14 protein-coding genes are annotated in these 24,476 nt (G+C 68.2%); 7 read left to right on the forward strand and 7 right to left on the reverse strand.

The window, feature by feature from the left end; all coding sequences use genetic code 11:
- The 4 genes from SX243_15510 to SX243_15525 form a co-directional block, all read left to right on the forward strand.
- Positions 1-482 (forward strand): hypothetical protein (locus tag SX243_15510; protein MDY7094377.1); only part of this gene is annotated, 482 nt, incomplete at its 5' end.
- Positions 479-1,486, forward strand: coding sequence for a hypothetical protein (locus tag SX243_15515; protein ID MDY7094378.1), 1,008 nt, complete (start codon positions 479-481; stop codon positions 1,484-1,486). The genes SX243_15510 and SX243_15515, both read left to right, overlap by 4 nt.
- Before the next feature lie 431 nt (positions 1,487-1,917).
- Entirely contained in the window at positions 1,918-2,598 is a 681-nt protein-coding gene (locus tag SX243_15520; protein MDY7094379.1) for an OmpW family outer membrane protein, read from the forward strand.
- Between the two features lie 127 nt (positions 2,599-2,725).
- On the forward strand, positions 2,726-4,378 hold the full coding sequence (locus SX243_15525; protein MDY7094380.1) for a winged helix-turn-helix domain-containing protein: 1,653 nt from the start codon (positions 2,726-2,728) through the stop codon (positions 4,376-4,378).
- 73 nt (positions 4,379-4,451) lie between these two features.
- Here SX243_15525 and SX243_15530 read toward each other — a convergent pair whose 3' ends face one another.
- Complete coding sequence (locus SX243_15530) at positions 4,452-5,786, reverse strand: outer membrane protein transport protein (protein MDY7094381.1); 1,335 nt, start codon at positions 5,784-5,786, stop codon at positions 4,452-4,454.
- 268 nt (positions 5,787-6,054) lie between these two features.
- Between SX243_15530 and SX243_15535 the strand changes: the two genes are divergently transcribed.
- Positions 6,055-6,399 carry a YegP family protein gene (locus tag SX243_15535; GenBank protein MDY7094382.1) on the forward strand — a complete coding sequence of 115 codons (345 nt, stop codon included), beginning with the start codon at positions 6,055-6,057 and terminating at the stop codon, positions 6,397-6,399.
- A gap of 73 nt (positions 6,400-6,472) precedes the next feature.
- On the opposite strand, the gene SX243_15540 is transcribed toward SX243_15535, so the two are convergent.
- Complete coding sequence (locus tag SX243_15540; GenBank protein MDY7094383.1) at positions 6,473-9,241, reverse strand: hypothetical protein; 2,769 nt, start codon at positions 9,239-9,241, stop codon at positions 6,473-6,475.
- A gap of 228 nt (positions 9,242-9,469) precedes the next feature.
- Positions 9,470-12,637 carry a M36 family metallopeptidase gene (locus SX243_15545; GenBank protein MDY7094384.1) on the reverse strand — a complete coding sequence of 1,056 codons (3,168 nt, stop codon included), beginning with the start codon at positions 12,635-12,637 and terminating at the stop codon, positions 9,470-9,472.
- Between the two features lie 468 nt (positions 12,638-13,105).
- On the opposite strand from SX243_15545, the gene SX243_15550 reads away from it, so the two are divergent.
- Both SX243_15550 and SX243_15555 read left to right on the forward strand, forming a co-directional pair.
- Positions 13,106-14,959 carry an ABC transporter ATP-binding protein gene (locus SX243_15550; GenBank protein MDY7094385.1) on the forward strand — a complete coding sequence of 618 codons (1,854 nt, stop codon included), beginning with the start codon at positions 13,106-13,108 and terminating at the stop codon, positions 14,957-14,959.
- 262 nt (positions 14,960-15,221) lie between these two features.
- Positions 15,222-15,518 (forward strand): hypothetical protein, encoded by a 297-nt coding sequence (locus tag SX243_15555; GenBank protein MDY7094386.1) that lies wholly within the window; start codon positions 15,222-15,224, stop codon positions 15,516-15,518.
- A gap of 166 nt (positions 15,519-15,684) precedes the next feature.
- On the opposite strand, the gene SX243_15560 is transcribed toward SX243_15555, so the two are convergent.
- The 4 genes from SX243_15560 to SX243_15575 form a co-directional block, all read right to left on the reverse strand.
- Entirely contained in the window at positions 15,685-16,326 is a 642-nt protein-coding gene (locus SX243_15560; GenBank protein MDY7094387.1) for a hypothetical protein, read from the reverse strand.
- A 42-nt stretch (positions 16,327-16,368) separates the two neighbouring features.
- On the reverse strand, positions 16,369-20,202 hold the full coding sequence (locus SX243_15565; GenBank protein ID MDY7094388.1) for a UvrD-helicase domain-containing protein: 3,834 nt from the start codon (positions 20,200-20,202) through the stop codon (positions 16,369-16,371).
- The gene (locus SX243_15570; protein MDY7094389.1) at positions 20,199-23,903 is read right to left on the reverse strand and encodes a PD-(D/E)XK nuclease family protein; all 3,705 of its coding nucleotides are present in this window, start codon (positions 23,901-23,903) and stop codon (positions 20,199-20,201) included. The genes SX243_15565 and SX243_15570 overlap by 4 nt, the downstream gene beginning before the upstream one ends.
- On the reverse strand, positions 23,903-24,476 hold a 574-nt coding region (locus SX243_15575; protein MDY7094390.1), incomplete at its 5' end, for a 6-phosphofructokinase. The genes SX243_15570 and SX243_15575, both read right to left, overlap by 1 nt.

Here is a 24,476-nt window from a genome sequence, read left to right on the forward strand (position 1 = left end):
TCAAGGAGCTCCAGGCGGGGCACCGGCGGCGGGTCAAGCTGGTGTTGCTCATCGACGAGGTGGACGAGCTCAACCACTACGACCCGCGGGTCAACCAAAGCCTACGCAGCCTGTTCATGAAGCGGTTCGCCGAGAATCTGGCGGCGGTGGTGGCGGGGGTGGGGATCCGCAAGGAGTGGGAGAAGGAGGGCAGCCCTTGGTACAACTTCTTTGAGGAAATCCCGGTCACCGCCCTGGATGAGGCAGAGGCTCAGCGGCTGGTGCAGGAGCCCATGCGCGGCACCTTCCGCTTCGAGGCTGCGGCGGTGCAGCGCATTGTCGAAGCCAGCGCCGGCAAACCGTTCCAGATCCAGCGCCGCTGCCTGGCGCTGGTGCATCGTCTCCACGAGGAGGGGCGGCGAACGGTGCGCCTGGCGGATGTGGAAGCTCTGGATCAGGAGGGCTCCGGATTCGACGCCGGAGCTGCCGGAGGCGGCCCGTGAGCTTCGCCGGCGCGGTGCCCTACGTCATCGGTCAGTGGGTGCGGGGAGACCGCTTCTACGGCCGCCGGGCGGAGCTGGCGGAGCTCGCAGCGTCCGGTGGCTGGCATTGGCTGGCGGGGCTGCGGCGGGTGGGCAAGACCTCCTTGCTCAAACAGCTGGATTTCTTGCATACCGGTTCGTCCCGGCGGCTGCCGGTGTTTTGGGATCTCCAGGGGGTGGACGGTGCGGAGGAGCTGGCCTTCACCTTCGGCGACGCCCTGCTCGACGCGGAGGAGGCGCTGGAGTCCTTGGGGATTGACCCTGGGGAGATCGAGGACGACGACCTCTTCGCCGCTCTCTCCAAGCTGGCCCGGGCTCTCGAAGCCAGCGAGGCCGAGCTGCTCCTGCTCTGCGACGAGGTCGACGAGCTGGCGGCGCTGGCGGATTCCCATCCGGATCTCCTCGCTGGCCTCCATCGGGCGCTGGATGCTTTCCCCCGGCTGCAGGTGGTGCTGGCCTCGTCGGTGCGGCTCTGCGACCAGCCCTTTCCGGAGCCCCCTCCGGATCTCCTGCGCCGCTGCGGTGCGCCCCGCTATCTGGGCGTGCTCACCAATGCCGAAGCTCTCTCCCTGGTGCGCCAGGACCAGCTGCCGGAAGCCGCCCGCCCCGCTCTCGACGCCGCTGCGGAACAAGCTCTCCTCACCGCCGCCGGCAACCACCCGATGCTGCTCCAGATCCTCGCCAAACGCTGCGCCGAGCTGGGCAGCGTCGAGGCGGCGCTGGAGCAGGTGGCGGCGGACCGGGCGGTGGATCATTTCTTCTCCGTCGACTTCGACCTTCTGGCCCCGGCGGAGCGCCAGCTCCTCCTCGAGCTCGCCGCCCGTGGGTCCGCTCCCGTTTCCGAGGCCCAGCGGCTGTTGGAGCTCGGTCTGGTGCGCCGCGAGGGCGACGGCTTGGTCTTGGGCGGAACCCTCCTCGGCGGTTGGCTTCGGCTGACAGGAGCGAAACCCCCACCCACCCGATAGCTGGTGCCCATGCTCCAGCGTGGGCACCAAAAGGCTGAGAATCTCGCTGGGGCTCAGGCCCCGCTCCAGCGGGGCGCGCTGGCCTCGACCAGCAAGCCTGCTCCCTGCGACGCTGGAGCGTCGCGTCATGGTTCCGCCGCTGGAGCGTCGGAACGAGAAGATTCTGCGAGCTGGTCTTCCTGGGAGCGCCGGCATCCTTGCCGGCTTCGGGGTGGCTGGCGGTGGCGTCCTCCGGAACGGAGGCCGCTATACAGTAGCGAGGGGTTTCAACCCCTCGCGGGGGGTTGCAGCATCACTCGACCTCCAACCCCCGGCAACAACCTCATCGATCCCTCATCCTTTCCTCAAGCCTCGAAAGCCCCGTCTCCGTACGCTGAATCCCGTCGTCGGAAACGCATGAAGCCTTCCGATTCAACAAGGGGATTCGAATCATGAATCGCACGCACAACATCGTCTTTCGCAGTCTCGCCCGCACTGGTCTCGCGCTGGCCTTCCTCTTCCTCATCGGCGCCGTTGCCGGGGACGCCCTGGCTCAGGACACGGGGTGGAAGGTGAAGGTCGCTGGCGCGTATGTGGAGCCCACCGGGGAAGAAGAGCTGGACGGCGACATCGGTTTCGGCCTGGGGGCCGAGTACCGCTGGTCGGAGCGGTGGGGGATCGAGGTCGGGGTGCTCGCCAGCGATCTCAGCTCGGAGAACACCATCAGCGCTGAAGGGGTTCCGCTGGGAACCCTCACCACCGAGCTGGGCACCACGGCGCTGCTGGCGCGGCTGAACATCCATCTGACTCCCAACAGCCCGGTGGACCTCTATGTCGGCCCGGTGGCCGGATACCTGTTCAACGACGACCTGGAGGTGCGGGTGCGGGGGGAGGCCTTGGGGGCTCCCAACACCGTGCCGGACTTCTCCGTGGCGCTGGACGACTCCTTCGCCTACGGTGCCCACCTGGGGCTCGATGTCCCCATCCGCGACAGCGGCTTCTTCTTCAACGGCGGGGCCACGTATCTGATCTCCGAAGTGGATCTCGCGGAGCCGGTCTTCGGCGACGAGGAGTCGGGCAGCTTCGACCTCGACCCGTTCATCGTCCACGTGGGCTTCGGCTACCGCTTTTAGTCGATGCGGCCTTAGCCGATCCGCACTTGGCCGATCCGTACTTGGCCGCTCTGGGGGCCGTCCCCCGCCGCACCCCGCGGGCTCTTTCGAGGCGCCGCGGGGTTTCGGTTGTGTAAGATCTCCCCCCATGCCCGATTCACCTTCTTCTGGCCCACCTTCTTCTGGGCCCCCTGCATCGGAAGCCGCCGGCAAGGCTGCCCGCGACCTCGCGGATTGGTACCTCGGGGACTGGCGAGTCCAGCCTTCGTTGAACCGCCTGGTGCGGGGCGAGGAGACGGTGCGGGTGGAGCCCAAGCTGATGGACGTGCTGCGGCTGCTGGCGCAGCACTCCGGGCGGGTGCTGTCCAAGGACGAGATCGCCGACGCCGTGTGGCCGGAGACCTTCATCACCGAGTCGGTGATCACCCGCGCCATCGCCGGGCTGCGCAAGGCCTTGGGAGACGATGCCCGCTCGCCCCGCTTCATCGAGACCATCGCCAAGCGCGGTTACCGGTTGTTGATGGAGCCGGTGGCGGAGCCCTCGGAACGGCCCGAGCCCTCCGTAGTGGAAAGTTCCGCCGCCGAGACAGGTTTCGCCGCCGAGACAGGTTCCGCTCTAGAGACAAGGTCGCCCGGGGAGTCCCCGCCGCCGGCGCCCACCGGCGCCGCCTCGACCGCCCACCGCCGCCCCGCCGTCTTCGACTCGCCGGCGGATGCCGCACCGACGGGCTATAGCCAGCCCCCCGGCTTCCACCAGCCTTACGTCGTCGGCCAGTGGGTGCGGGGGGAGCGCTTCTACGGCCGGCAGCGGGAGATCAGCGAGATCCTCTCCGGTCCCCGCAACGGCGTCTGGCTGCTGGGTGGGCGGGCGGTGGGCAAGACCTCGATGCTCAAACAGTTGGAGTACCTCACCTCGAGGGACAGCTCGTATTTCCCGCTCTTCTGGGATCTCCAGGGCAGCGTCGAGCCGGAGGAGGTGCACGAGGACTTCCACGGTGCGTTGGCGGATGCGGAGGGGCGGCTGGAGGAGCTGGGGATCGGGCTCGAAGAGGTCGAGGCGGACGACTTCCTCGTCTCCCTGGGGAAGCTGCGCCGGGCGGTGCGCCGCCGGGGCCGCAAGCTCTTGCTGCTGTGGGACGAGGTGGAGGAGCTGCTGCACCTTCACGAGCGCTGGCCGGCGCTGCTGCGCAAGCTGCGGCGGGCGTTGCTCTCCCAAGAGGGGGTGCGCACGGTGCTGGCGTCGGGGCCGCGGCTGTGGCAGCTGGCGGAGCAGCGGGACGATACCTCTCCGTTTCTCCACGGCTTTGCGCCGCCGCTGTACCTCGGCCCATTGGGCGAGGACCCCGCCCGCGCTTTGATTTTCCAGCGGCAGCTCTCGCGGCCTCTACCGGACAGTGCGCCGGAGGCACCTGTCCTGGGTGAGCAGGTGGCGGAGCGCATCCTCCAGCTCTCCGGCGGCCACCCGACCCTGCTCCAGCTGCTCTGCCGGCGGACCGTCGAGCTGGGGGATGTGGACGCCGCTGTTCGCTCGGTGTCGGCGGATCCCACGGTGGCCTTCTTCTTCTCCGTCGACTTCGATCTGCTGGGGCCGCTGGAGCAGCAAATCCTCACCGCCTTGGCGGCCAGAGAGGAGCCGACGGCCCTCGACGCCCTGGGCCTCGAGGCGGCGCCGGCGGAGATCCAGACCTCGCGGCTGCACCTGCTGCGCTTGGGGGTCCTGCGTTTGCAGGGGCTGGCGGCCGGGGACGATCAGCGCTTGGAGATCCGCAGTCCGCTGCACCGCCGATGGCTGGCGAAGTAGCGGTTGGCGAAGTAGCGGTTGGCGAAGTAGCGGCTGGCGGATCGGTCGCTATTCACCCCGCGGCGGCGAGACTTCAGAAGGTATAGATCAGCGACAGCGAGAGGGTGTCGACCTGGGAGGAGAAATCTGCCGCCAGGTCGATCTGCAGGGTGCGGTCCGGCAGACCCACGCTGGCGAGGTCGACGCCGGCGATGCCCAGGCCGACGGCGTAGTGGTGGAAGTCTTCGTCGTCGAGATCCTGGCCGTTGGACTCGACCCAATAACCCGCCCGCAGGGCGATGATGGGGGTGGATTGGAGCAGTGCGTACTCGGCTCCCAGGTGATAGTCCCAGGCGTTCCGATACTCGCGGCCTTCGACCTCCAGGTCCTCGTCGCTGATCACCTGCACCAGACCTTCGTAGTCCACCCGATCTACCTCGGCGGCGAGGGTGATGCGGCCGTTGGGGCTGCGGTAGGCGACCCCGGCGCCGGCGACATTGGGAACCTCCAGGCGGGCGTCGTTGCGGAAGGTGAGCGGCTCCCCGAAGATCGGTCCGGTCTCGAAGCGGCCGGTGCCTTCGGCCTCGGCTCCTCGGCGGTAGAAGAGGCCCAGGGAAATCTGCTCTGAAGGCCGGTAGAGAAGACCGGCGCTGAAGGAGATGTCGGTACCGTCGATGTCGAGGAAGCTCGATGAGATGCGGCGCTCCGGCAGGAAGTTGATGGGGCCGAAGAGGCTCTGGGAGCTGTCGTCGTCCGGTAGGAAGGCGGACGAGGTGGTGGTCAGGGAAACGTCGGAGAAGATCACCGCGAGCCCCAGGCTCCAGGCGTCGGAGGCGCGCCAGGCGGCGGCCAGGCCGGCAGTGTTGACCCGCAGGTCGACGGTCTCGCGGGTGGCTGGAAAGCGACCCACCGCTCCCGGCGGCGGCGAGTCGTCGAAGAAGAAGCCCTGGGACTCGGCGGTCTGCTCGAAATTGGCCAGCCGGTGCCCGTAGACGGCGAAGGACCAGCGACCCCGGGGAATCACCACCGAGGTGAAGGACGGGCCGAAGTCCTGGCTGGAGTCTTCGCCAAAGAGCAGGCCGTTGGTGGTGTCCTGCCCCATCCCTACGGCGTTGCCGTCGGCGCGGCCGCCGGCGATGAACTCCGGCGAGCGGCCCCACAGCCGGGCCTCCACCGAGACCTCCGTTTCGGTCAGCTGCACCAGGCCGGCGGGGTTGGCGTAGGCGGCGGTGGCGTCGTCGGCGAGGGCGGCGAAGGCGCCGCCGAAGCCCTGGCTACGGGCTCCGGGATTGGAGAAGCTGAAATCGAAGCGGGGAATGGTCAGCGGCTGGGCGGCGGCGGGAAGGGCGGAGAGCAGGGCTGCCAACACCAAGGCTGACGGTACCAGGGCTGCCGGCACCACTTTCCAGATCATCAGCGTCCGGATCATCAGCGGCCAGATCCTGGCCGTCCGGATCGGGACCGGCTTTCGCAGCCTGTGGTGGCGGGCAGGTTGTCTTCTGGGAGGCTGCGCCGGTGTGGGCTCTGGGATCACTATCTTCCCTCATCTTTTTCGATTCAAAAGAGGAGTGAGAGTAGCACGGTGCCCCAGCGCGAGAACGATTTTGCTGGACGCACAATTCGGATTTGGTGGGGAACCGCGGTAGCATTGGAGCAAGTCAACGAACAGATCAATTGTCGACAAGGAGACCCCTCCCATGGCTAAGCATCCGCGCTTCGAGATCTCTACGGACAAGCAGGACAAGTATCGGTTCAATCTGACCGCTGCCAACGGCCAGGTGATCCTCTCGAGCCAGGGCTATGCCAACAAGTCCGGATGCAAGAACGGCATCGAGTCGGTGAAGACCAACAGCGGCAATGACGGCAACTACGAGCGCAAGGAATCTTCCAACGGCAAGCACTTCTTCAACCTGCTGGCGGCCAACAAGCAGGTCATCGGCACCAGCCAGATGTACGCTGCCAAGGACTCCATGGAGAACGGTATCGCGTCGGTGAAGAAGAACGCTCCCGCCGCCGAGATCAAGGACACGACCGCCGGCTAGCAGTCTCTTGCCAGGATGGTTCCGAGCCCGCCCCGTCCCCCGCGGGAGCGGGCTTGTTTTTTGCCTGGGCGAGTTAGAAAGCCCGCACGTCTCCCCGGCTGCCGAAGTTGCCCGCCGGATTGCTGTACTGACGGGTGACGCCGGTTTCCGTGTCGGTGATCAGGAGATCGAAGCCGACGTTGGTGAGGGAGCCATAGAAGACCCAGAAACGGCCGTTGATGCTGCGCCCGTCGAGCACCTTGACGAAGACCTCCAGGTTTTCCGGCTGGAAGAACCACAGGCCGCCGCTGTCCTCGGTGAGGGCGATGCCGCTGCCTTGGCCTTGGGCACCTTGGGGAGTGTGCCAGGAAACTTCGATCTCGAAGCGCCCGTCCCCCAGCACCAGCGGCTCGTGGGAAGTGGCCTCGGGCGCACTGGAGAGAGCGCCGGCGCCGAGGGCGTCGTTCAGCCCCGCCTGGATCTGGCCCAAATCCAGGGAATCCGATTCCAAGGACGCGAGAGCGTTCAGCGGTGCCGGCGAGACTCCGGTGACGCTCTGGAAGGCGCGGGTGTCTCCGACGCTGGCGAGGCGTCCGGCGGGATTCTCGTAGCGGCTTACCCTGCCGGTAATGGTGTCGGTGACCACCAGCTCGTAGGACACCGTCGACAGCGCCCCGTAGAAGACCCAGAAGTGGCCGTTGATGCGGCGACCGTCCAGGATTTTCACCGCCAGCTCCAGATTGTCCGGCTGGAAGAACCAGAAGGCGCCGGTGACGTCCGATAGGGATAGGGTCTTGCCCGTGCCCGCGTTGCCGCGGGGGTCCTGCCAATCCACTTCCACCTGGAATCGTCCCAGCAGGCAGAGCGAAGCTTGGCTCGACACGCAGGGCAGAGCCGGATCCCGAACCAGCGAGAACGCACCGCCGCCGGAGGTGCCCGCCCAGAGGATCTGGGGATCGAAGGGATCGAGGGCAAAGGCCGTCACGTCGGCGGCGGCGAGACCCTGGTTCCAGGGACTCCAGGTGCTGCCTCCGTCCACCGACCGAAAGACTCCTTGGTCGTTGGTGCCGGCGTACCAGCGGCCGGGAATGTCCGGATCAGCCAATAGGGTCTGGATGCCCGCATCTTCCGGTGGATCGAGATCCTCCCAGGTGCTGCCGCCGTCCAGACTGCGCAGCAGACGGCCGCTCAGAAAGCTGGTGTAGCCGGCGAGCACACGGCTCGGATTGTGCGGGTCGAAGTGGATGGCCCAGCCGCCGGCGCTGCTGTCGAAGCCCGGTTCGAGGACCAAATCCCAGGTGACTCCGCCGTCGACGCTGCGGTAGAGCTCCGAGAAGATGATGGGGGGAGAGACCGGCAGCCCGGAATCCCGGGACACGCCGATGAGCAGAGTGTCGGGCTGGCTGGGGTGGAATTTCAGCACCGAGGGGCCGTACGGCGCGAGGCCGACCTGTGTCGAGGTGAGGCCGCCGTCGAGGCTTCGTTGCAGCGCGTCGTTCTCGAACCAATAGACCACCGATGAATCCTGAGGATCCACCGTCAGGGCGCTTCGGCAGCACTCCCCCTCTTCGCCTCGGGCCTCCCAGCTGGCACCGCCGTCGATGCTGCGGTAGATCTGGTTGAGGCCGGATCTCCGGTCACCGGCGAGAACGTAGAGGGTTTGGGGATCTTGACCGGCGCGCACGATGGGGCCGGTCAGCGGGCGGTCGAGGCCGTTGTCGGAGGGGCTCCAGGTGCCGCCGCCGTTCTCCGTGCGTAGCGGGCCGCCGGCTTCGAGGCTCACCAGCCAGCGCCCCGCCGCCGTCGGATCGGGGGCCAGGGAGCTGATGAAGCTGGCGTTCAGGCCTTCTGCCGAACCTTGCCAGCTGGCCCCCTGGTCGGTGGAGCGGAGCACTCCAGGAGAGTCGGGCTCCCGCTGCGCCACGGCGCCGGCATAGACATCGCCGGTGCGCGGGTCGACGGAGATGGAGAGCACCGCCCGGTTCGCCGGCGCGGAGTTCGCTGCCTGCCAGGTACCTCCGCTGTTGGTGCTGCGGAAGACGCCGAAGTTGCCGCCGACGTAGAGGGTCGACGAATCCTGGGGATCGATGGCCAGGCGACCGAAGGAGACGCCGGCGTCCTCCAGGCCCAGGCTGACGGGCGTCCAGGTGTCGCCCAGGTTGACGCTCTTGAATACCGGGACGGTGGGGGAGCTGATGGCCCAAGTGGTGGCGTAGACCGTTCCCGATGCGTCGGGATCGACGGCCAAATCGGTGATGAAGGTACTGAAGGGAAGTCCGTTGGAGGTCCGCAGCCAAAAGTCGCCGTCGTCCAGGGAGCGGTAGATCCCGTCGTAGCCGCCGGCATAGAGCACTGTCGGCGTGCTAGGGGAGATGGCCAAGGGGCCGCTGAACTGACGGCCACCGCTGACCAAGGTCCAGTCGAGGCCGGAATTGGAGGAACGGTAGATCTGATAGAGACTGGATCCGGAGCCCGGGAGCATGGAGGCATAGACGGTTCCCGGGGCCGCCGGGTGCACCACCAGACTAAACACCTCGGTGCCGGGCAGGTCGTCACTGACGGAAACCCACTGGTCAGCTCCCGCGGCCAGGCGGTAGACACCATGGTCCGTGGCGGCGAAGAGGGAGGCGTTGGCGGTGTTGCCTTTGGCCAGGTCGTTGACCCGGTCGGTGAGCAGTCCGGAGGCGAGGAGCTGCCAGCTGGTGCCGGCATCCTCGCTGACGAAGACGTTGCCGCCCACGGTGCCGGCATAGACCACGTCCTCGAGCACCGGATCCGGCAACAGCGTCAGCACCTCTCCGCTCTCGGGGCCGAGACTCTGCCAGGAGCTTTGCTGGGCCTGCACGACCCCTGGCACAGCCAAGGCGAGGATCGTCACAGCCAGCAGAGTCAAACAGAAGAGAAAGAGGGATCCGGCGGGGGCGGGCAGCCTGGAGGCGGCAGACCGGCGCCGAGGTTTCGAGTCGGAGCGTAGTGTTTGCAGCATGATGTCAAAATAGCATACGGCGATACGGCCAACAAGTTTTTTCGGCCATGAAAAAGCCCCCCGGCACGAGCCGGGGGGCAAGAGCAGACTAGGGGATCGACGACGTCAGTTGTCGCAGATGGACACGTCGTCGATACCGCACTCTACGATGTCGCCGGGGCCGGAGCCGTCGGAGCACTGCACTCGCAGAGCCACCGAGGAGCCGGCGGGGACGGAGGCGGTGGCGGTGGACCAGGAGGCCACCGACCGGGTGTCACCGTTGGACACCAGGGTGTTCCAGGACGAGCCGCCGTTGAGCGAGTACTCGACCCGGAAGAAGTCCCCGGAGGCGTCGTCGCCGGTGTCCCGCTGGCCGTGGAAGTACGCCACCGACAGAGTGGAGGCGCTGGACACGGACCAGGTGGGCGAACCGAGGACGCAGTTGCCGCCGTCGACATCGTCGACGCCGGCGCTGCTGTTGGTGGCGGTGAAGATGGAGTTGGAACCCGTGGCGGAGCCGGCGGGCTGGGTGATCACGGTGCTCACCTGCTGGGTCGGGTTGCCCAGGACGTAGGTGCCCGTGGAGCAGGTGCTGGAACCATCGATGAACCAGCCGGTGGCACCGGCCTCGAAGCTGTCCTCGACGGTGCAACCGGTCGGCGGCGGGGGATCACCCTCGTCTCCGCAGATCTGCACGTTGTCGATGCCACCCTCCACCAGGTCGCCGCTGGCCGTGCCGTCGGTGGCGCGGACCCGCAGCTGGATGTTGCCGGCGCTGGCCAGGTTCACCGTGGTGGAAGCCTGGGTCCAGGCGGCGTTGCTGGTGACATCGCCGAAGTTGACGACGGTGTCGATGACGGTGCCGTTGTTCAGCACGTCCACCACGAAGCCGTCGCTGGAGTCGCCTCCGGCGTCGCGCTGGCCGTGGAAGTAGTCGAAGGTGATGGTCACCTGACCCGCGGCGGCGGCCACGGAAGGCGAGCGGGTGTCGCAGGTGCCGCCGTCGACGTCGTTGACGCCGGCGGAGGAGTTGGTGGCGGTGAACCAGGCACCGGTGCCGGAAGCGGCTCCACCCACCTGGGTGACGACGCCGCCGTTGGTGACCTGAGTCGGGGTGCCCTGGACGAAGCTACCGGTGGAGCAGGTGCTGGCACCGTTGTTGGTCCAGCCGTCGCTGCCGCTTTCGAAGCTCGCGCTGTGCAGCACGTTGTCGCAGGTCGGCGGCGGGGGCGGCGGATCGTCGCAGGCCGCCGGGATGTTGAATCCGTTGGTGGCGCTGGTGGAGTTGGAACCGCCGGTGGAGGCGTTGGTGCCCAGGCCGAAGGCCGCGAAGGCCTCCCAGATGGTGCACACGTCCTCGCCGTTGAAGCTGGCGGTGGCGGCCTGGATGATGCCGTCCCGGTTGTTGATGAAGGTCGGCGAGCAGGCGGTGTTCTTCAGACCCTCGTTGATGTAGAACATCGCGCGCTTGTTGCCCGCTTCGTTGGGGTCGTTGATGTTGAAGTTGACCAGGTCGCTCTCGAAGCCCCACTTGTCGACCAGCGCCCAATAGACCTCCCAGATGCCCTGGGCCCAGCGCGAGCCGATGCCGTGAGGAATGCTGGCTCCGCCGATGGAGGAGTAGGTCCAGTTGTTCACCGAGTTGCTGGTGGAGTAGGGCAGGTCGCGAATGGTGCCGCCGTTGGCCGAGAGGCCGAAGAGATAGGCGCCAATGCCGCGGGCCTGGGGACCGGTGTCGCTGGCCTTGGCGGTGTAGACGAGGCCGAGCCAGTCGCTCCAGCCCTCACCGGCCTGCTGGCTGTTGTTCAAGCAGCTGGAGTTGTTGGGACCACCCACCTGGCGGATGGAGATGCCATGGCCGTACTCGTGGACGATGACGCCGTTGTCATAGTCGCCGTCCCGGGACGGGCTGGCCTGGTTGCAGGTGTACATCTGCATCCGGGGGTTGCCGCCGTCGGTGGGGGTGGCGAAGTTGGCGTTGCAGTTGCCGCCGCCGTCCTGGGCGTCGGCGTTCACCGAGTCGGAGCCGGCGCCGCCGTTGCCGAAGTTGTTCTCCTGGAAGTTACCGCCGGCCTCGTCGAAGCCGTACTGGTACTGGATGTCGTGAATGATGTTGTTCCAGTAGAACAGGTTGGCCACCGCCGCCGGAATGGAGTTAGACGGCGCGGAGCTGAGATTGATGGAGAAGTCGCAGGTGGTGCCGGAGCACTGCGGATTGGAGTCGCAGGAGTTGTTGGACACGTTGTCGTTGCAGGCGTGGACGTTGTTGCCGTCCATGGTGCCGCCGCTGAACCAGCCGTTGGGGGAAGCCGTGGAGTCCTCGGGATTGACCGCCAGGGTGCGGGCGTCGGAGGGCGGCGACGGGCTGGTGTGGATGGGGCTCTCCACCGGCTGCTCGTAGACGCGGTAGGTGCCGGAGTTGGTCCAGTCGAAGCGGGTCATGGTCTGCCCGGTGACCGCATCCACCGTCGCGTCGTAGAAGTGCTGACCGTCCGGGGTCTCGGCCTGGAAGTTCCACACCAGGCGGACGTCGCCGGCGCTCACCGGCAGCCACATGAGCTCGGCGCGCACCGGGCTGGTGGACAGTCCCTCGGCGCTCAGGGTGGTGCGCTGGCTGGGGCTGGCGTCACCGCGGATACCGGTCTCGCGCACGGTGGTGGGCAGGCCCAGGTGCTGGGCGAAACCGCTCACCGCGTCGGCGGCGGTAACGCCCGGCTCGGTGGTGTTGACGGCGCTGGCCAGCTGCGGCACGAAGGCGTTGTTGACGCTCAGGATCTGGCCGTCGCGGGTGACGTTGATGTGCAGCTGGCCGTTGTAGACCGGCAGGCCGGCATGGGTCTGGCGCAGGTAAATGTGGGTGGTGCCGGAAACCTGCGAGTAGACGTTGTCGGTGACTTCGTAGTTGGCCAGATCGGCCTCGGTGAGCCCCAGGGTCTTGAGGTGGGCACCGACGTACTCCATGGCCAGGTCCATGGCCTCGCCATGGGCCGGCGGCGTGAGGAAGCCGACGCGGTTGTAAAGGCTGCGGGTGGCGCCGGTGGTGGGCTCGAACTCCACCGCCAGCTCGGGGATTTGACGCTCGAGAGCGTCGATGGACTGCAGCTGGGAGGCGCTGGGGCTGATGGCGGCCTCGGCGCCGGCGGCGATGCGGGCGTCGTAGTTGCGCGCCTCGTGGGAGTGGGCGATGCCGGTGGCGACGCCAGCAGGCGCCGCCACGATGAGGGCCAGGGCGCTGAATCGCGCCAGGTGCCGCAGCATCTTGCGGCCGGGGGCATACACATCTCTAGACAACATTCAAAACTCCTCTGAAAAACCAGAGTGAAATAATATTGGAGGCCTGGATCCCTCGAGATTGGGGCCTCCAGCGACCTGGAACAGACGCCTCCGCCGTGTCCGACCCTCCTTCGAGGAGCGCGGTCGGTTGGAATGGACCGTTGAGCGGAGCTTCGGGACTCGCGGCGCGTTGCACGCGGAAACGCCGCGGTACATACCAGCGGTGGGACGACAGGAAGCCCTACAGCTCAAGGAGCCGGTCGGTTCAAACATCGACCAACGCTCACCGAGCTACCGGATCCCCTCCGACCTCGCCACCAGCAGATGAGTGGTTCGCTGCGAAGGAAGTGCTAAAAGTTACGAAAGCGGGACAAACGAGAGCTCGCTCCCATGGACTTTTACTCCCCGCCCAGTGGGTAGTGGTGCAAGGGGGAGTGTGGAGGCAGGACCGGTGCGGGAGCGGGGGGCGAGTTGGGGTAAGGTACCCGGGTGAGCGTGCCTGAGGAAGTCAACCCGGAAGAAAGTCTCGGCAAGGTATACGACGCGCGGCTGATGCGCCGGCTGCTGGCGTATCTGCGCCCGCACCGCGGCATGACCGTGCTGGCGGTGGCCCTGATTCTCGTCTCCGCCCTGCTGCAGCTGGTGGGGCCGCTGTCCCTGGCGGTGGCCATCGATCTATTCATCGCGCCGGAGCAGGCGGAGAAGTTGTCTCCACCGGTGGCCTGGCTGCAATCCCATTGGGCGGTGGAGGTCGGCCCGGTGACGGGGGTCATGGTGGTGGCGGCGGTGTACTTTGCCGCTCTCCTGCTGACCTTCGCCGTGCTCTACCTGCAGGGCTACGTGATGGAGCTGATGGGGCAGTACATCATGTACGACCTGCGGCAGGAGGTCTTCGCCCGCCTCCAGCGGTTGCCGGTGTCCTACTTCGACCGCAATCCCATCGGCCGGCTAGTGACCCGGGTGACCACCGACGTGGCGGCCCTCAACGAGCTCTTCACCGCCGGCTTGGTGTCCATCTTCGGCGACGTGATGCTCTTGGTGGGCATCGTCGGCGTGCTCTTCTGGCTCAACTGGCAGCTGGCCCTGGTGGCGTTTTCCATCCTGCCGCTGCTGCTGGCTCTGACCCTGTGGTTCAAGGTACGGGCCCGCCAGCGCTATCGCCAGGTGCGGGTGCGCATCGCGCGCATCAACGCGTACCTTCAGGAGCACATCACCGGCATGTCGGTGGTGCAGCTATTCAATCGCGAGAAGCGTTCCCTCGACGAATTCCGGGACATCAATGAGGATCACCGGGGCGCCAATGTCGAGGCGATCTTCTACTACGCCGTCTACTACCCCATGGTGGAGCTCATCACCGCCATCGGAGTCGCGCTGCTGATTTGGTACGGCGGCGGCCAGGTGATGCGCAACGTGCTCTCCCTGGGAGCTCTCATCGCCTTCCTCCAATACGCCCGGCAGTTCTACCAGCCGCTGGCGGATCTGAGCGAGAAGTACAACATCCTCCAGGGAGCCATGGCGAGCTCCGAGCGTATCTTCGCCCTCCTCGACCGGCCGGTGGAGATCGCCTCGCCGGCGGAGCCCTATCGGCCCGAGAAGGTCGAGGGAGCCATCGAATTCGACTCGGTGGAATTCGCTTATAAGGAGGATGAGCCGGTGCTGCGGGGCATCTCCTTCCGCCTCGAGCCCGGAGAGACCCTGGCGGTGGTGGGGCACACCGGAGCCGGCAAGTCGACGCTGGCCAACCTGCTGCTGCGCTTCTACGACGTCGACCAGGGCGCGGTGCGGTTGGACGGGGTGGACGTGCGGGAGTGGGATCTGGACCGTCTGCGCCGATCCGTGGGCATGGTGCTCCAGGACGTATTTCTCTTCTCCGGAACCATCGGCGCCAATATCGGCCTGGGAGAATCGTCGGTGGACGAGGAGCGGCTGCGCTGGGCCGCCGGTGAGGTGCGCGCCCTGGACTTCATCGAACGCCTGCCAGAGGGCTTCGACGCTCCGGTGCGGGAGCGCGGCGCCGGTCTGTCGGTGGGGCAGAAACAGCTCATCGCCTTCGCCCGGGCCCTGGCCTTCGACCCGCGCATCCTGATCCTCGACGAGGCCACTTCCTCCATCGACACCGAGACCGAGCAGCTCATCCAACAAGCTCTCGACCGTCTGCTCGAAGGGCGTACCTCCATCGTCATCGCCCATCGCCTGTCCACCATTCAGAAGGCGGATCGTATTCTGGTGATGCACAAGGGTGAGGTGCGGGAGCAGGGAACCCACCAAGAGCTACTGGCCCTCCGGGGCATCTACCACAAGCTCTATCTGCTGCAGTATCGGGATCAAGAGGTCGCGGTCTAAGCCGTTTTCGATCTTTCTGTCCCGATTTGCTGCTTTTTTGGCATAAGGCTATAGTGAGGGCCTCGCAAGAGGAATTTATCTGTAGTGATAGTCGATTTTCAGCTGGAGGAGATTCTGAACCGCTCATAAGCTGGTAAATTATCGCTCCGGCCATTACAATGATTATGTGTAGTCCCCCCAGGACGATCAAGGCATTTTTTGAATCCGTCAGACGGTAGGTTTTGGGCCAACGTTCTGACACCAAGTAAGGGAGACTCGAACTATGAATGAGTTGAAATTTGGACGCCGGGGGTTCTACGGTATGGCGCTGCTGCTGGCAGTGGTCTGCATGATGCTGGCTCAGATGGTCCTCTTCACTCCGGCCGCGGAAGCTGGCAAGGGGAACGTCAAGATCACCATCTGTCACATTCCGCCGGGCAATCCCGCCAACGCCCACGAGATCACCGTCGCTGCGCCGGCGGTGGACGCGCACGTCGCGAATCACGGCGACACCATCGGCCCCTGCGGCGACGATGATGATGACGACGACGATGACGACGACGACGATTCCGAAGGCTGAGCAGTCAGCTGACCGCTGGACCTAGACGGTCCACCGGCGATCCAAAAACGCGGCGATGGGGTTTCCCCCTCGCCGCGTTTTGTATGTGTGCCTGTCGCGGGCTGGATGGCCTCGGGCTCGGCCGCAGGGTGGGCGCCAGCCCACCACTGCTCTGCAGCCGCCTTCCTTAGCCGTTCGTGCCGGTGGCGTCGGCCGCTGGCTCGGCGGCTTCACCGCTAGCCGGCTCGCTGCCCCCCGGCTGGAAGGAGAGGTCCTCCAGCTCGGAGAAGAGCGCGAGCATCTCCTCGGTACGCTCTCGGGTGTTGGCCGGGGCGGGGTAGCGATAGACCATTACCAGGGCCAGGTCCCGCTGCGCCGGGTGGACGCTGAAGATCTGCCGCTCCTCGTAGGCCTGGCCGGCTTCGTTGAACTGCCCGCGGACGCTGAAGGCGTTGCCGAATTGGGTGCCCAGCTCGACCTGGCCCTTGAACACTCCCTCTTCCATCGCCTCGTAGTCGGCCTGGGACTGCTTGATCATGTTGACCAGGTTGACGCCGCCCACCTCCGGCGAGCGGGTCTCGATCCACAGCTCTCCGTCGGCGGCACCGGTCTCGTCCAGATGCTCCAGGCGGATGGTCTCGCCTTCACCGCTCACCACTTTCCACTGGGTGGGGACGGCGCCGACGGCGAGGCCGAGCTGCTGATTCTCGATGCGGGGTAGGGTCTCGCCGCTGGCCTCGGGACCGGCGGTCTCTTCCGTCGGCGGCTGACAGGCGATGAGCAGGGCGACGGCGGCGGTGGTGATCAGGACGATGAAGGATCGAAGCATGGCACTCTCCTAGGTTGCAGGGTGAGAGGAGTCGGTAACAGATCAGCCGTCGCCGGCGGGAAGAGCTACGACGATGCGGTCGGCATATAGATACCAGAGCTCGAAGCGGGGCGCTACGGGGAGGCTGAGGGCCTCCTTCAGTGCCCGCCGGTAGATTTCCCCCTGGCTGCGGTAGGCGTCGGTACGGCGTTGCAGGCCGTCGTCGCCGTCGGCGATCTCGTCGGTCTTGAAGTCCGCCAGCACCACCTCACCGGTCTCCGGATCGCGATAGACCAGATCGATGATTCCGGAGACGAATCCGACCGCCGAGTTGTCACCGAGCTGCGGGTCTTTCAGCGCCGGTTCTCGCAGTACCGGCTCTGGGGGCAGCAGCACCGACAGCTCGCGGGCGAGCACCGCGTCCTCCCCCAGCTCGAAGAGCCGAGCCGCCAGCCGGGAGCTCTGCAAGCGTTGCAGCCAGCTCTCCCCCGCCTCGAGGACCTCGTCCAGCATCCCCGGCTCCGGCATCCCCGGCTCCGGTCTCGTCGGCTGCACCGCGGCAGCGTAGGCCGGCAGATTCGAGGCTTGGCGCTGCCACTCTTCTTCCGCGGGAGCTTCCAGCCGCAGGGTCTCGAGGATGCGGTGCACCACCGAACCGGTGGCCATGGCGATCTGGCGCCCCGCCGCCGGCCGGGGGCGTTGGGCTTCGCCGGTGGCGCTGGACCGGAGGGATGTCTCGCTGTCCTCCTCCAGCACCCGCTCCAACCGCCGATGGGCCTCGGCGGAGGCGGCGCGGCTCACCGGCCGCTGCATATGCCGCCGGGCCGCGGCCTGGAGACGCCGCAGCTCTTGGATTCCACGGCGCACCTGCGCCGGCGCCGGCAGGGCGCCGACGGCACTGCCGGTCCAGGGCTCGTCGTCGGCGTCCGCGTCCAGCAAATCCGGGAAGATCCAGCGGGTCTGGGCCGCCTCGTGGTGACTGGCGGTGGCTGCCGGCTGAGCGAAGAGCTCTCCCAGATCCGGGGCCGGGGGCTGGCGGTGGGCGAGGAGTTGGAGCAGGGTGGAGGCCTGATCCGGCGGCGTCGGTTCGGTCGAGCCGGACCAGCAGCCGGCGAGGACCATGCGCTCCTTGGCGCGGGTCATGGCGACGTAGAGCAGCCGCACCCGTTCCGCCGCCGCCACCGCCGCTTCCTCCTCCTGCACGGCGTCGAAGGCGAGGGTGGCGGCGCCGAAGATGCGGTATTCGGTACTCTGCCGCCGGCGTTTGAGCTGTGGGCGGAGGTCGAAGTCCGGCGGTGGCGGCTGTTTGTGCAGCTGGAGCAGGTAAACGTGTTGGAAGTCCAGGCCCTTGGCCCCGTGGATAGTGAGCACCTGGACGGCGTCGTTCTCGGCGCTGGGGGGGCGGGCTTCTTCGGCGTCCTGGGCCTCGGCGACGCTGCGCCGCAGCAGCCGCAGCAGGCCGGGGATGTCGCCACCCTCCGTCAGGACCTCGTGGAGCTGGCGGAAAAAGCGGTCCAGGTTGGCGAGGCGATGGCGGCCGAGGTAGCGGCCGCTCTCCAGCACCTCCTGGAGGAAGGTGGCCCGGAGGCGTTCCAGGAAGCAGTCGGCGGGCTCGTGGTGGTAACTACGGCGCAGGAGCACCAGATGCTCCAGGGCCTTGGCGGCGGCCTCCGGCCAGGCCGGGATGCGATCCAGCCCGGGAACGTCCCGGGGCGTGCGCCGTGCCGCTTCCGCCACCGCCCGGCGAAGCTCCGGCAGCCGGTTCTCCGCCGCCAGCCGCGGCAGGCTCTGGTTCCACAGGGGCACCAGGGCGGCGTCGGGGACGACGGCCATGGGAGAGCGCAGCACCGCTAGCAGCGCCACCGGGTCGCCGGGGTCGAGAATCGCCCGCACCAGCGCCGCGGCGTCGATGATCTCCCGCCGGCGGTAGTATTGCTTGTCGCGGCCGACGGCGAAGGGGATGCCCGCGCGGCGCAGGGCTTCCAGGTAGTCGTCCAGGTCGCCGGTACTGCGCAGCAGCAGGGCTACTTCTCCCCAGGGGACGTTCTCCCGCCGGCGCAGCCGCAGCAGGTCCCGGGCCACCGCCGCCGCCTCCACCGCCACCGCGTCGGCGGCGCGAGTCTTTGGGCCAGTCGGCGGACCCGAGGAAGGTGGGGTGGGCTCCTCGCCCTCGGCCCCTTCCTCATCCCGCCGCCAGGAGACCCAATGCTCCACCGGTGCCCAGGCGCCGTGGGCGAAGCCGGGCTTGTCCGCCAGGCGCTGGCAGGGCACTAGCGGTTCGAAGCGCGGCTGCAGACCGTGGGCCTCCACCATCACCGGCTCCACCGTGCGGTTGACCTCGTCGAGGATCGCCGGCACGGAGCGGAAGTTCTCGCTCAGCGGCAACACCGTTCCACCAGCCTTGCGTACCGCTTCGAGAAAGCCGTCGTAGGCTGCCAGGTCGGCGCTGCGCCAGCCGTAGATGCTCTGCTTGGGGTCGCCCACCAGGAAGAGTCCGGGGCGTTCCTTCTCCGGCCCCTCCAAGGCGAGGGCTCGGAGCAGCTCGCATTGCAGGTCGTCGGTGTCCTGGAATTCGTCTACCAGCAGCTGGTCGATGCCGCGCTGGACTTTGCGGCGCACGCCGTCCCGACGGATCAGCAGGTCGCGGGCTTCGAGCAGCAGATCCGGGAAGGTCACCGCGCCGCGGGCTCTCAGCTGCCGCCGCACGCTTGCCAGCAGCGGCCGCAGCACTCGGCGACCGTGATGCAGTCGTGCCGGCTCCAGGCGCAGGGTGTGGCGAAGCAGCGGGTAGAGGGTGCCGGCGGCGGACTGCACGGACCTGCCGCCGGCGGCGCCCAGCGCGTCCCCTTCGGATTTGTTGAACGTGCCACGGCTCCAATCCCGCAGCCGCGAGAGGTCTTTGTCGTCCCAGCCGGCGCGCAGGTCTTCCACCAGGGACTGTAGGCGCTGCCACGGCTCTCGTTCCTCCTCGCCGCCGGCTTCCGACACTTCCGATTCCAGCCGCCGCCGGGCCCCTCGAGCCGCCTCCAGAGTGGCGAGGGTTTGGCGGCTGCGCTTGGAGACGCCTTCCAGGGCGCCGGCGGCTTCCAAGAAGGCGTCGAAGCTCGACTCCAGGCGCTGGAGGAAGGTCTGGACGGCAGCGCTGCCCAGGGGGACGGCGTCGAAGTCCTCGGAGCGGGCGCCGGCAGCGACGAGGGTGGTGAGGGTCTCGGCGACGCTCTCCGGGCCGTGCTCGTCCGCCGCCAGGGCCAGGGCGCTTTCGTCGCCGGGCTCGCCGTAGGCTTGGGTCAGGGAAGCGAGGACGGTTTCGCGGCACAGCTGCTCGGTGATGCGGCCGTCGGCGTCGACCTCGAGATCCGGGTGCAGGCCGGCTTCCAGGGGGTGGTCCGCCAGCAGGCCGCGGCAGAAGGCGTGGATGGTGCGCACCACCAGCCGGTCCAGAGTACCCGCCAGGGCGCGGGCGCGGCGGGTGCGCGTAGAAAGCTCGGGGAGGGCTTCCTCCAGCAGCCAGACCGGCAGCTCACCGTCCGCCACCGCCGCCAGCTCCTCGCCCACTCTTCCGGCCATCTCGGCGGCGGCGGCCTCGGTGAAGGTGATGGCCACCACCCGCTGGAGCACGGCGGCGGCAATCCTCTCGTCCCGGGCTGCGCTGCTCTCCGACGGCCGATCCGCCTCGGCGTAGAGCCGCTGATGGTGCTCCCAGCCGGCCCCCAGGGTCCAGCTGAGGATGCGGGCCACCAGGGTGGTGGTCTTGCCGGTGCCGGCTCCGGCTTCGAGCACCAGCGGCTGGTCGAAGCGGGTTTGGGCCAGGCGCCGGGCGGCGCGGTCTTCGGCCAGGACGTCGAGGCTCTCGAGTTTCTCGGAGCTTTCGGGGCCTTCGAAACTCTTTGGGCTCATGATCCGCCGCCTCTCTCCGGCTCTTCGCCCCGGGGCAGATTCCAGGCGTCGAGGAAGGCACGCTCGGTGGGTGCGAGGTCCGCATCCGCCCGGCGGGCGAGGCGCTCGGCGCCTTCGAGGAGGCGCCGCCGGCTGCCGGAGTCTCCCCGCAGGCAGGCTTCGGAGACCGTGCACCATTGGCACCGAGGGGGCTCTTGCAGGGTCGAAGGATCCACCAGCCGGGGGAAGAAGGTGCCGGCGTCCCAGCCCGCCAGGGCGCTGCCCGCTGCCCCCAGAAAGACCGGTGCGAGATCGCTGCCGCCGGCCTCCACCGTGACCTCCCGATGCTCCTCCTCCAGCTGGGGCCGCAGGAAGAGATAGCTCCCCGCCGCCGCCTTGGATCCCGAGCCCCCGGCGAGGGCGTAGGCCACCGCCTGCAACAATCGCCCCTGGGCCACCCCCCGGCGGAAGTGGCGGGCTCGGGTATCGGGTCTCTTGGCCTCGCTGGGTGGCTTGCCGGTCTTGAAATCCACCAGCCAGGGGGCGGTGCCGGCCTCCGGTTCTGCTCCGGGACGGCGGGCCACCAGGTCGGCGCGAAAGCGCAGGCGGCGGGTTCCGGACCCTTCGCTCTCCTCTGTCTCGGCAGGGGCAGGAAGTTCCACGGCGCCCACCAGCTCCGCGCCCCAGGCGAGGAGCGGTGGCCCTTCCTCCGGCCACAGATGTTGCCGAGCGGCTTCCAGGAATGGGCGGCAGCGCCGGGCCAGAGGCTGAGCAAGGCCGGGGAGGCCGATGCCCTCCTCCAGCAGCAGCTCCCGGGCGCGCTCCAGGATTAGCCGCTCCAGCTCTTCTTCCCCGGGCCAGGGGACCTCCGCCGGGGGAGCGTTCAGCACCTGCGACAGATCCGCCGGCGAGGGGCGCCGGGTCCTGCTGGTGCCGTCGCCGCCGCCGGTGGCAGCCTCCACGATGGCCTCCAGCACGCCGTGGACCAGCTGCCCCACCAGCAGGGGGTTGATCTCCGGCAGTGCGGTCCAGGGGTCCGGGATCGGTTCCACTCCCAAGAGACGCTGCAAGAAGGTTTGCCAGGGGCAGCCGGCAAAGCGTTCCAGGTGGGTGATCCAAAGCTCTCGCCGCCGTGGATCTCCGGTGCTCGGGACGGCGCCGAGAAAACCGAAGAACGGCCCCGGCGGCGGTTCCGGCAGTCCGGGTTCGAGCTCTTCCAGGCCATCGGCGAGGGCTCGGGCCCAGCGGGTTGCGGCCACCATTCGGCGGTCGCCGTCGGGGGGCTCTTCCGCGGCGACTGGCTCTTCCGCGGCGACTGGGTCGTCCGGGGCGATGGGTTCTTCGGCGGCGAAGAGAGCCTCGGCGGCGGCCTGGGGGAGCAAAGCGTCGAGGTCTTTGCGCTCCCCGTAGAGGCCGGCGAGGGCGGCGTGTTCTCGGGCCGGCCGGCGCAGCTCCCCGCGATCTTCCGCCGGTGGGTCGACGAGGGTGCGGGCTCGTTGGGGCTCGGGCAGGGCGCTACGGCCCCAGCGCAGCCGCGCTAGCAACGGCGACGGTGCCCGGGGCTTGCCGTCGTCGTCGGCGTTCTGCCAGGCGAGGGTGACCCGCGGGCTGGCGGAGAGCAGCTGGGCGAAGAGGTAGCGTTCCTCGTCGTGGCCGCGGCTCTTGATCGGCGTGTCCGGGAGCACCCGCCGGAGCAGCCGGCGCAGGTCGTCTGAGAGCAGCGGATCCTCGCGCACCGCCCGCGGAAAGAGGTCGCGGTTGAGGCCCAGCAGGAAGAGATGGTCGAAGGTCAGGGAGCGGGCGTCGGTGACATCCAGGACGCGCACACCGCCGCCGCGGCCCGGTAGCTTCCGCTGACCGGTATCCGCCAGCGCATGCTCGGTGAGGAGCAGGACCTCCTCCCGGCTCAGGGCGAGAATGCCGGGAATCTGCGCGCGGGATCGCCGAAGATCCGTGGCGACCTGGGCTCCCGGGGCTGGTGCGGAGCTTTCTGAATCCTCGAGGGGTTCTCCGTCGGGTTCTTCAGTGGCGTGGTGGAGGTCGTCCTTCAGGAGCTCCAGCATCGCCTCAAAATGCTGCTCGGCGGCGGCTTCCTCGGGCCAGGATTCGAGGCGGGCGAGCAAGCGCCGCGCGCTGTCCACCGCCGATTCCAGGAGCTCGCCGGCGAGCCAGCGGCGTCGGGTTCTCGGGGCGGCGTCCTCGGAGTCTTCGTCTCGGTCGTCGCTGCCTCCGGAGCCGCTCTCCCGGCCGCCCAGCTCCTGCACCATGGGCAGCGGCAGGCCGAAGGCGCCGTCTCCCCGTTGGCGCAGAACCCGTTCCGGCCGCAGCTCCGCTACCTGGCTCAGGCGACCTGCGCCCAGGGAGTGGAGGGCCAACCGTAGCTCCATCTCAGCGGCGCCGGTGGCCCTCTCCCCCGGATCCGCCGGATCCGAAGAGGCGGCGGAAGCCAACGCGGAAAGGTCGAGGGCTTCGAGCCAGCGGTCCACCGGCGTGTCGCCACGCCGTCGCAGCAGCTCCACCAGGGCCTGGGCGAGGCGTCCGGAGGCGTCCGGAGCGGTGCGCAGGGTGGGGGCGTAGAAGGGAATGCCGCGGGCCGCCAGATGGTAGGGCAGAGCGCGGCGGTAGGGGCTGAGGTCGCGGGCTACCAGAGCGATGCCCTCCGGCGCCTGGCCGCCGTCCAGCAGGGCGCGCACCCGCCGCGCCACTTCCAGGGCTTCGGCATCGCTGCCCGGGGCTTCGAAGCATTGGAGGATGCTTTCCGTCACCGGCGGCTGCTCCGCCGTCTCGGTGCTTCCGGCCACCAACTCCAGGCGCTCCCGCAGGACCTGGGGGAAGGCGGCTTCCAGGGTGTCGTGCCCCTCGGCACTGGAATCCGCAGCGCCGGGATCCGGCGGCAGATCCAGATAGAGCCGCGTGGGATGGGTGCCCAGGAGGGTGGCCAGCAGATCGAGGGCGAGGCCGGTGGCGTCGGCGAAGCCCACCACCCGGATCGCCCGGGCCGGCAGCACCGTTTGGGGGTCGGGATGTTCCAGGAGCGTTTCTCGGGCCATGCGCACCAGATCGGTGGTGCGGCCGATGTTCATCCATTTCTGGGCCTGATCGACCCGGTCGGCGACCCGCACCAGCGCCCGGGCTCGCTCGACGGCACCGTGGGGAGCGAGGCCGGGGCCGTCGGCGGCCAGGGCTTCGTCCGCCGCCACCGCCGCCGCGCTGGCGGTTTGGGAATCCGGGCGCGGGTCCTTGTCCGCCAGACCGGCGTCCAGCAAGTCGCGGACGGTGCCGCTGACAGCCCGGTAGCCGTCGACCAGATCGTCCAGGTCCGTCCGCAACGCCGGCTCTTCCCGGGCCATGCGCTGGACCAAGACGTCGAATAGCCCGGGACCTTGCGGTACCGCGATGCCGGAGTGGTCGAGGATTTCCAGGGCGAGGCCGCGGAGGGTGTGGAAGACGATGCCGGCGGCGGCGTGGCCGAGCTCTTGAACCAGGCGCGCCGCCAGATGGTCGCGGAGGGAGCGGGAGGGGACCAGGATGCGCACCGGCCGGCGCAGGTTCTCGAGGCGCTGCTGCGGGTCGCCGCCGGTGAGCAACCGGCGAAGATCCTCCAGCAACGCCGCCTCCGCAGCTCGGGCGCCGCTGACCAGCACCAGGGCGCTGGGGGTCAGCGGTTGCTCCAAGAAGGACAGCTGCTTCGGGGAGGAAGGTTGCTCCGGATCGTCCCGCATCAATCTCCCAGGCAGGTGCCCAGATCGCGGGCGGTCTGCAGCAGGTCCGAATCCAGAGGAACGGTGCGCACCCGGCGGGTGGCCTCCTCCAGCGGCACGGAGCGGATGGTTCCCGATTTGAGGGCCACCATGCGGCCGAATTCACCGGCGGCGGCCAGGCGCACCGCGGCGGCGCCGAAACGCAGCGAGAGCAGTCGGTCCCGGGCGGTGGGCTGGCCGCCGCGCTGGAGGTGACCGAGAACCAGGTGGCGGGTTTCCTTGCCGGTGCGGTGGTGGATGATGTCGGAGACCTTCTCGGCGATGCCGCCGAGGCGCTTCTGGCCGAAGTCGTGGTCCTGGAAGGTCAGCTCACCGCCCACCGGTACGGCTCCCTCCGCCACCACCACGATGCTGAAATGACGGCCTCGGGCCTCCCGGCGACGGATCTTGTCGCACACGATGTCCATGGAGAACGGGATCTCCGGGATCAGCACCACGTCGGCGGTACCGGCGACGCCGGCGTAGAGGGCGATCCAGCCGGCGTAGCGACCCATCAGTTCCACCACCATCACCCGCTCGTGGCTTTGGGCGGTG

Source organism: Acidobacteriota bacterium (genome assembly GCA_034211275.1).
Taxonomy (GTDB): Bacteria; Acidobacteriota; Thermoanaerobaculia; order Multivoradales; family JAHZIX01; genus JAGQSE01.

Coding starts and splice junctions, on each gene's coding strand:
- SX243_15555 (MDY7094386.1), top strand. CDS start 15,222: ATGAATGAGTTGAAATTTGGACGCCGGGGGTTCTACGGTATGGCGCTG.
- SX243_15565 (MDY7094388.1), bottom strand. CDS start 20,202: ATGAGCCCAAAGAGTTTCGAAGGCCCCGAAAGCTCCGAGAAACTCGAG.
- SX243_15525 (MDY7094380.1), top strand. CDS start 2,726: ATGCCCGATTCACCTTCTTCTGGCCCACCTTCTTCTGGGCCCCCTGCA.
- SX243_15520 (MDY7094379.1), top strand. CDS start 1,918: ATGAATCGCACGCACAACATCGTCTTTCGCAGTCTCGCCCGCACTGGT.
- SX243_15530 (MDY7094381.1), bottom strand. CDS start 5,786: ATGATCCGGACGCTGATGATCTGGAAAGTGGTGCCGGCAGCCCTGGTA.
- SX243_15545 (MDY7094384.1), bottom strand. CDS start 12,637: ATGTTGTCTAGAGATGTGTATGCCCCCGGCCGCAAGATGCTGCGGCAC.
- SX243_15535 (MDY7094382.1), top strand. CDS start 6,055: ATGGCTAAGCATCCGCGCTTCGAGATCTCTACGGACAAGCAGGACAAG.
- SX243_15570 (MDY7094389.1), bottom strand. CDS start 23,903: ATGCGGGACGATCCGGAGCAACCTTCCTCCCCGAAGCAGCTGTCCTTC.
- SX243_15560 (MDY7094387.1), bottom strand. CDS start 16,326: ATGCTTCGATCCTTCATCGTCCTGATCACCACCGCCGCCGTCGCCCTG.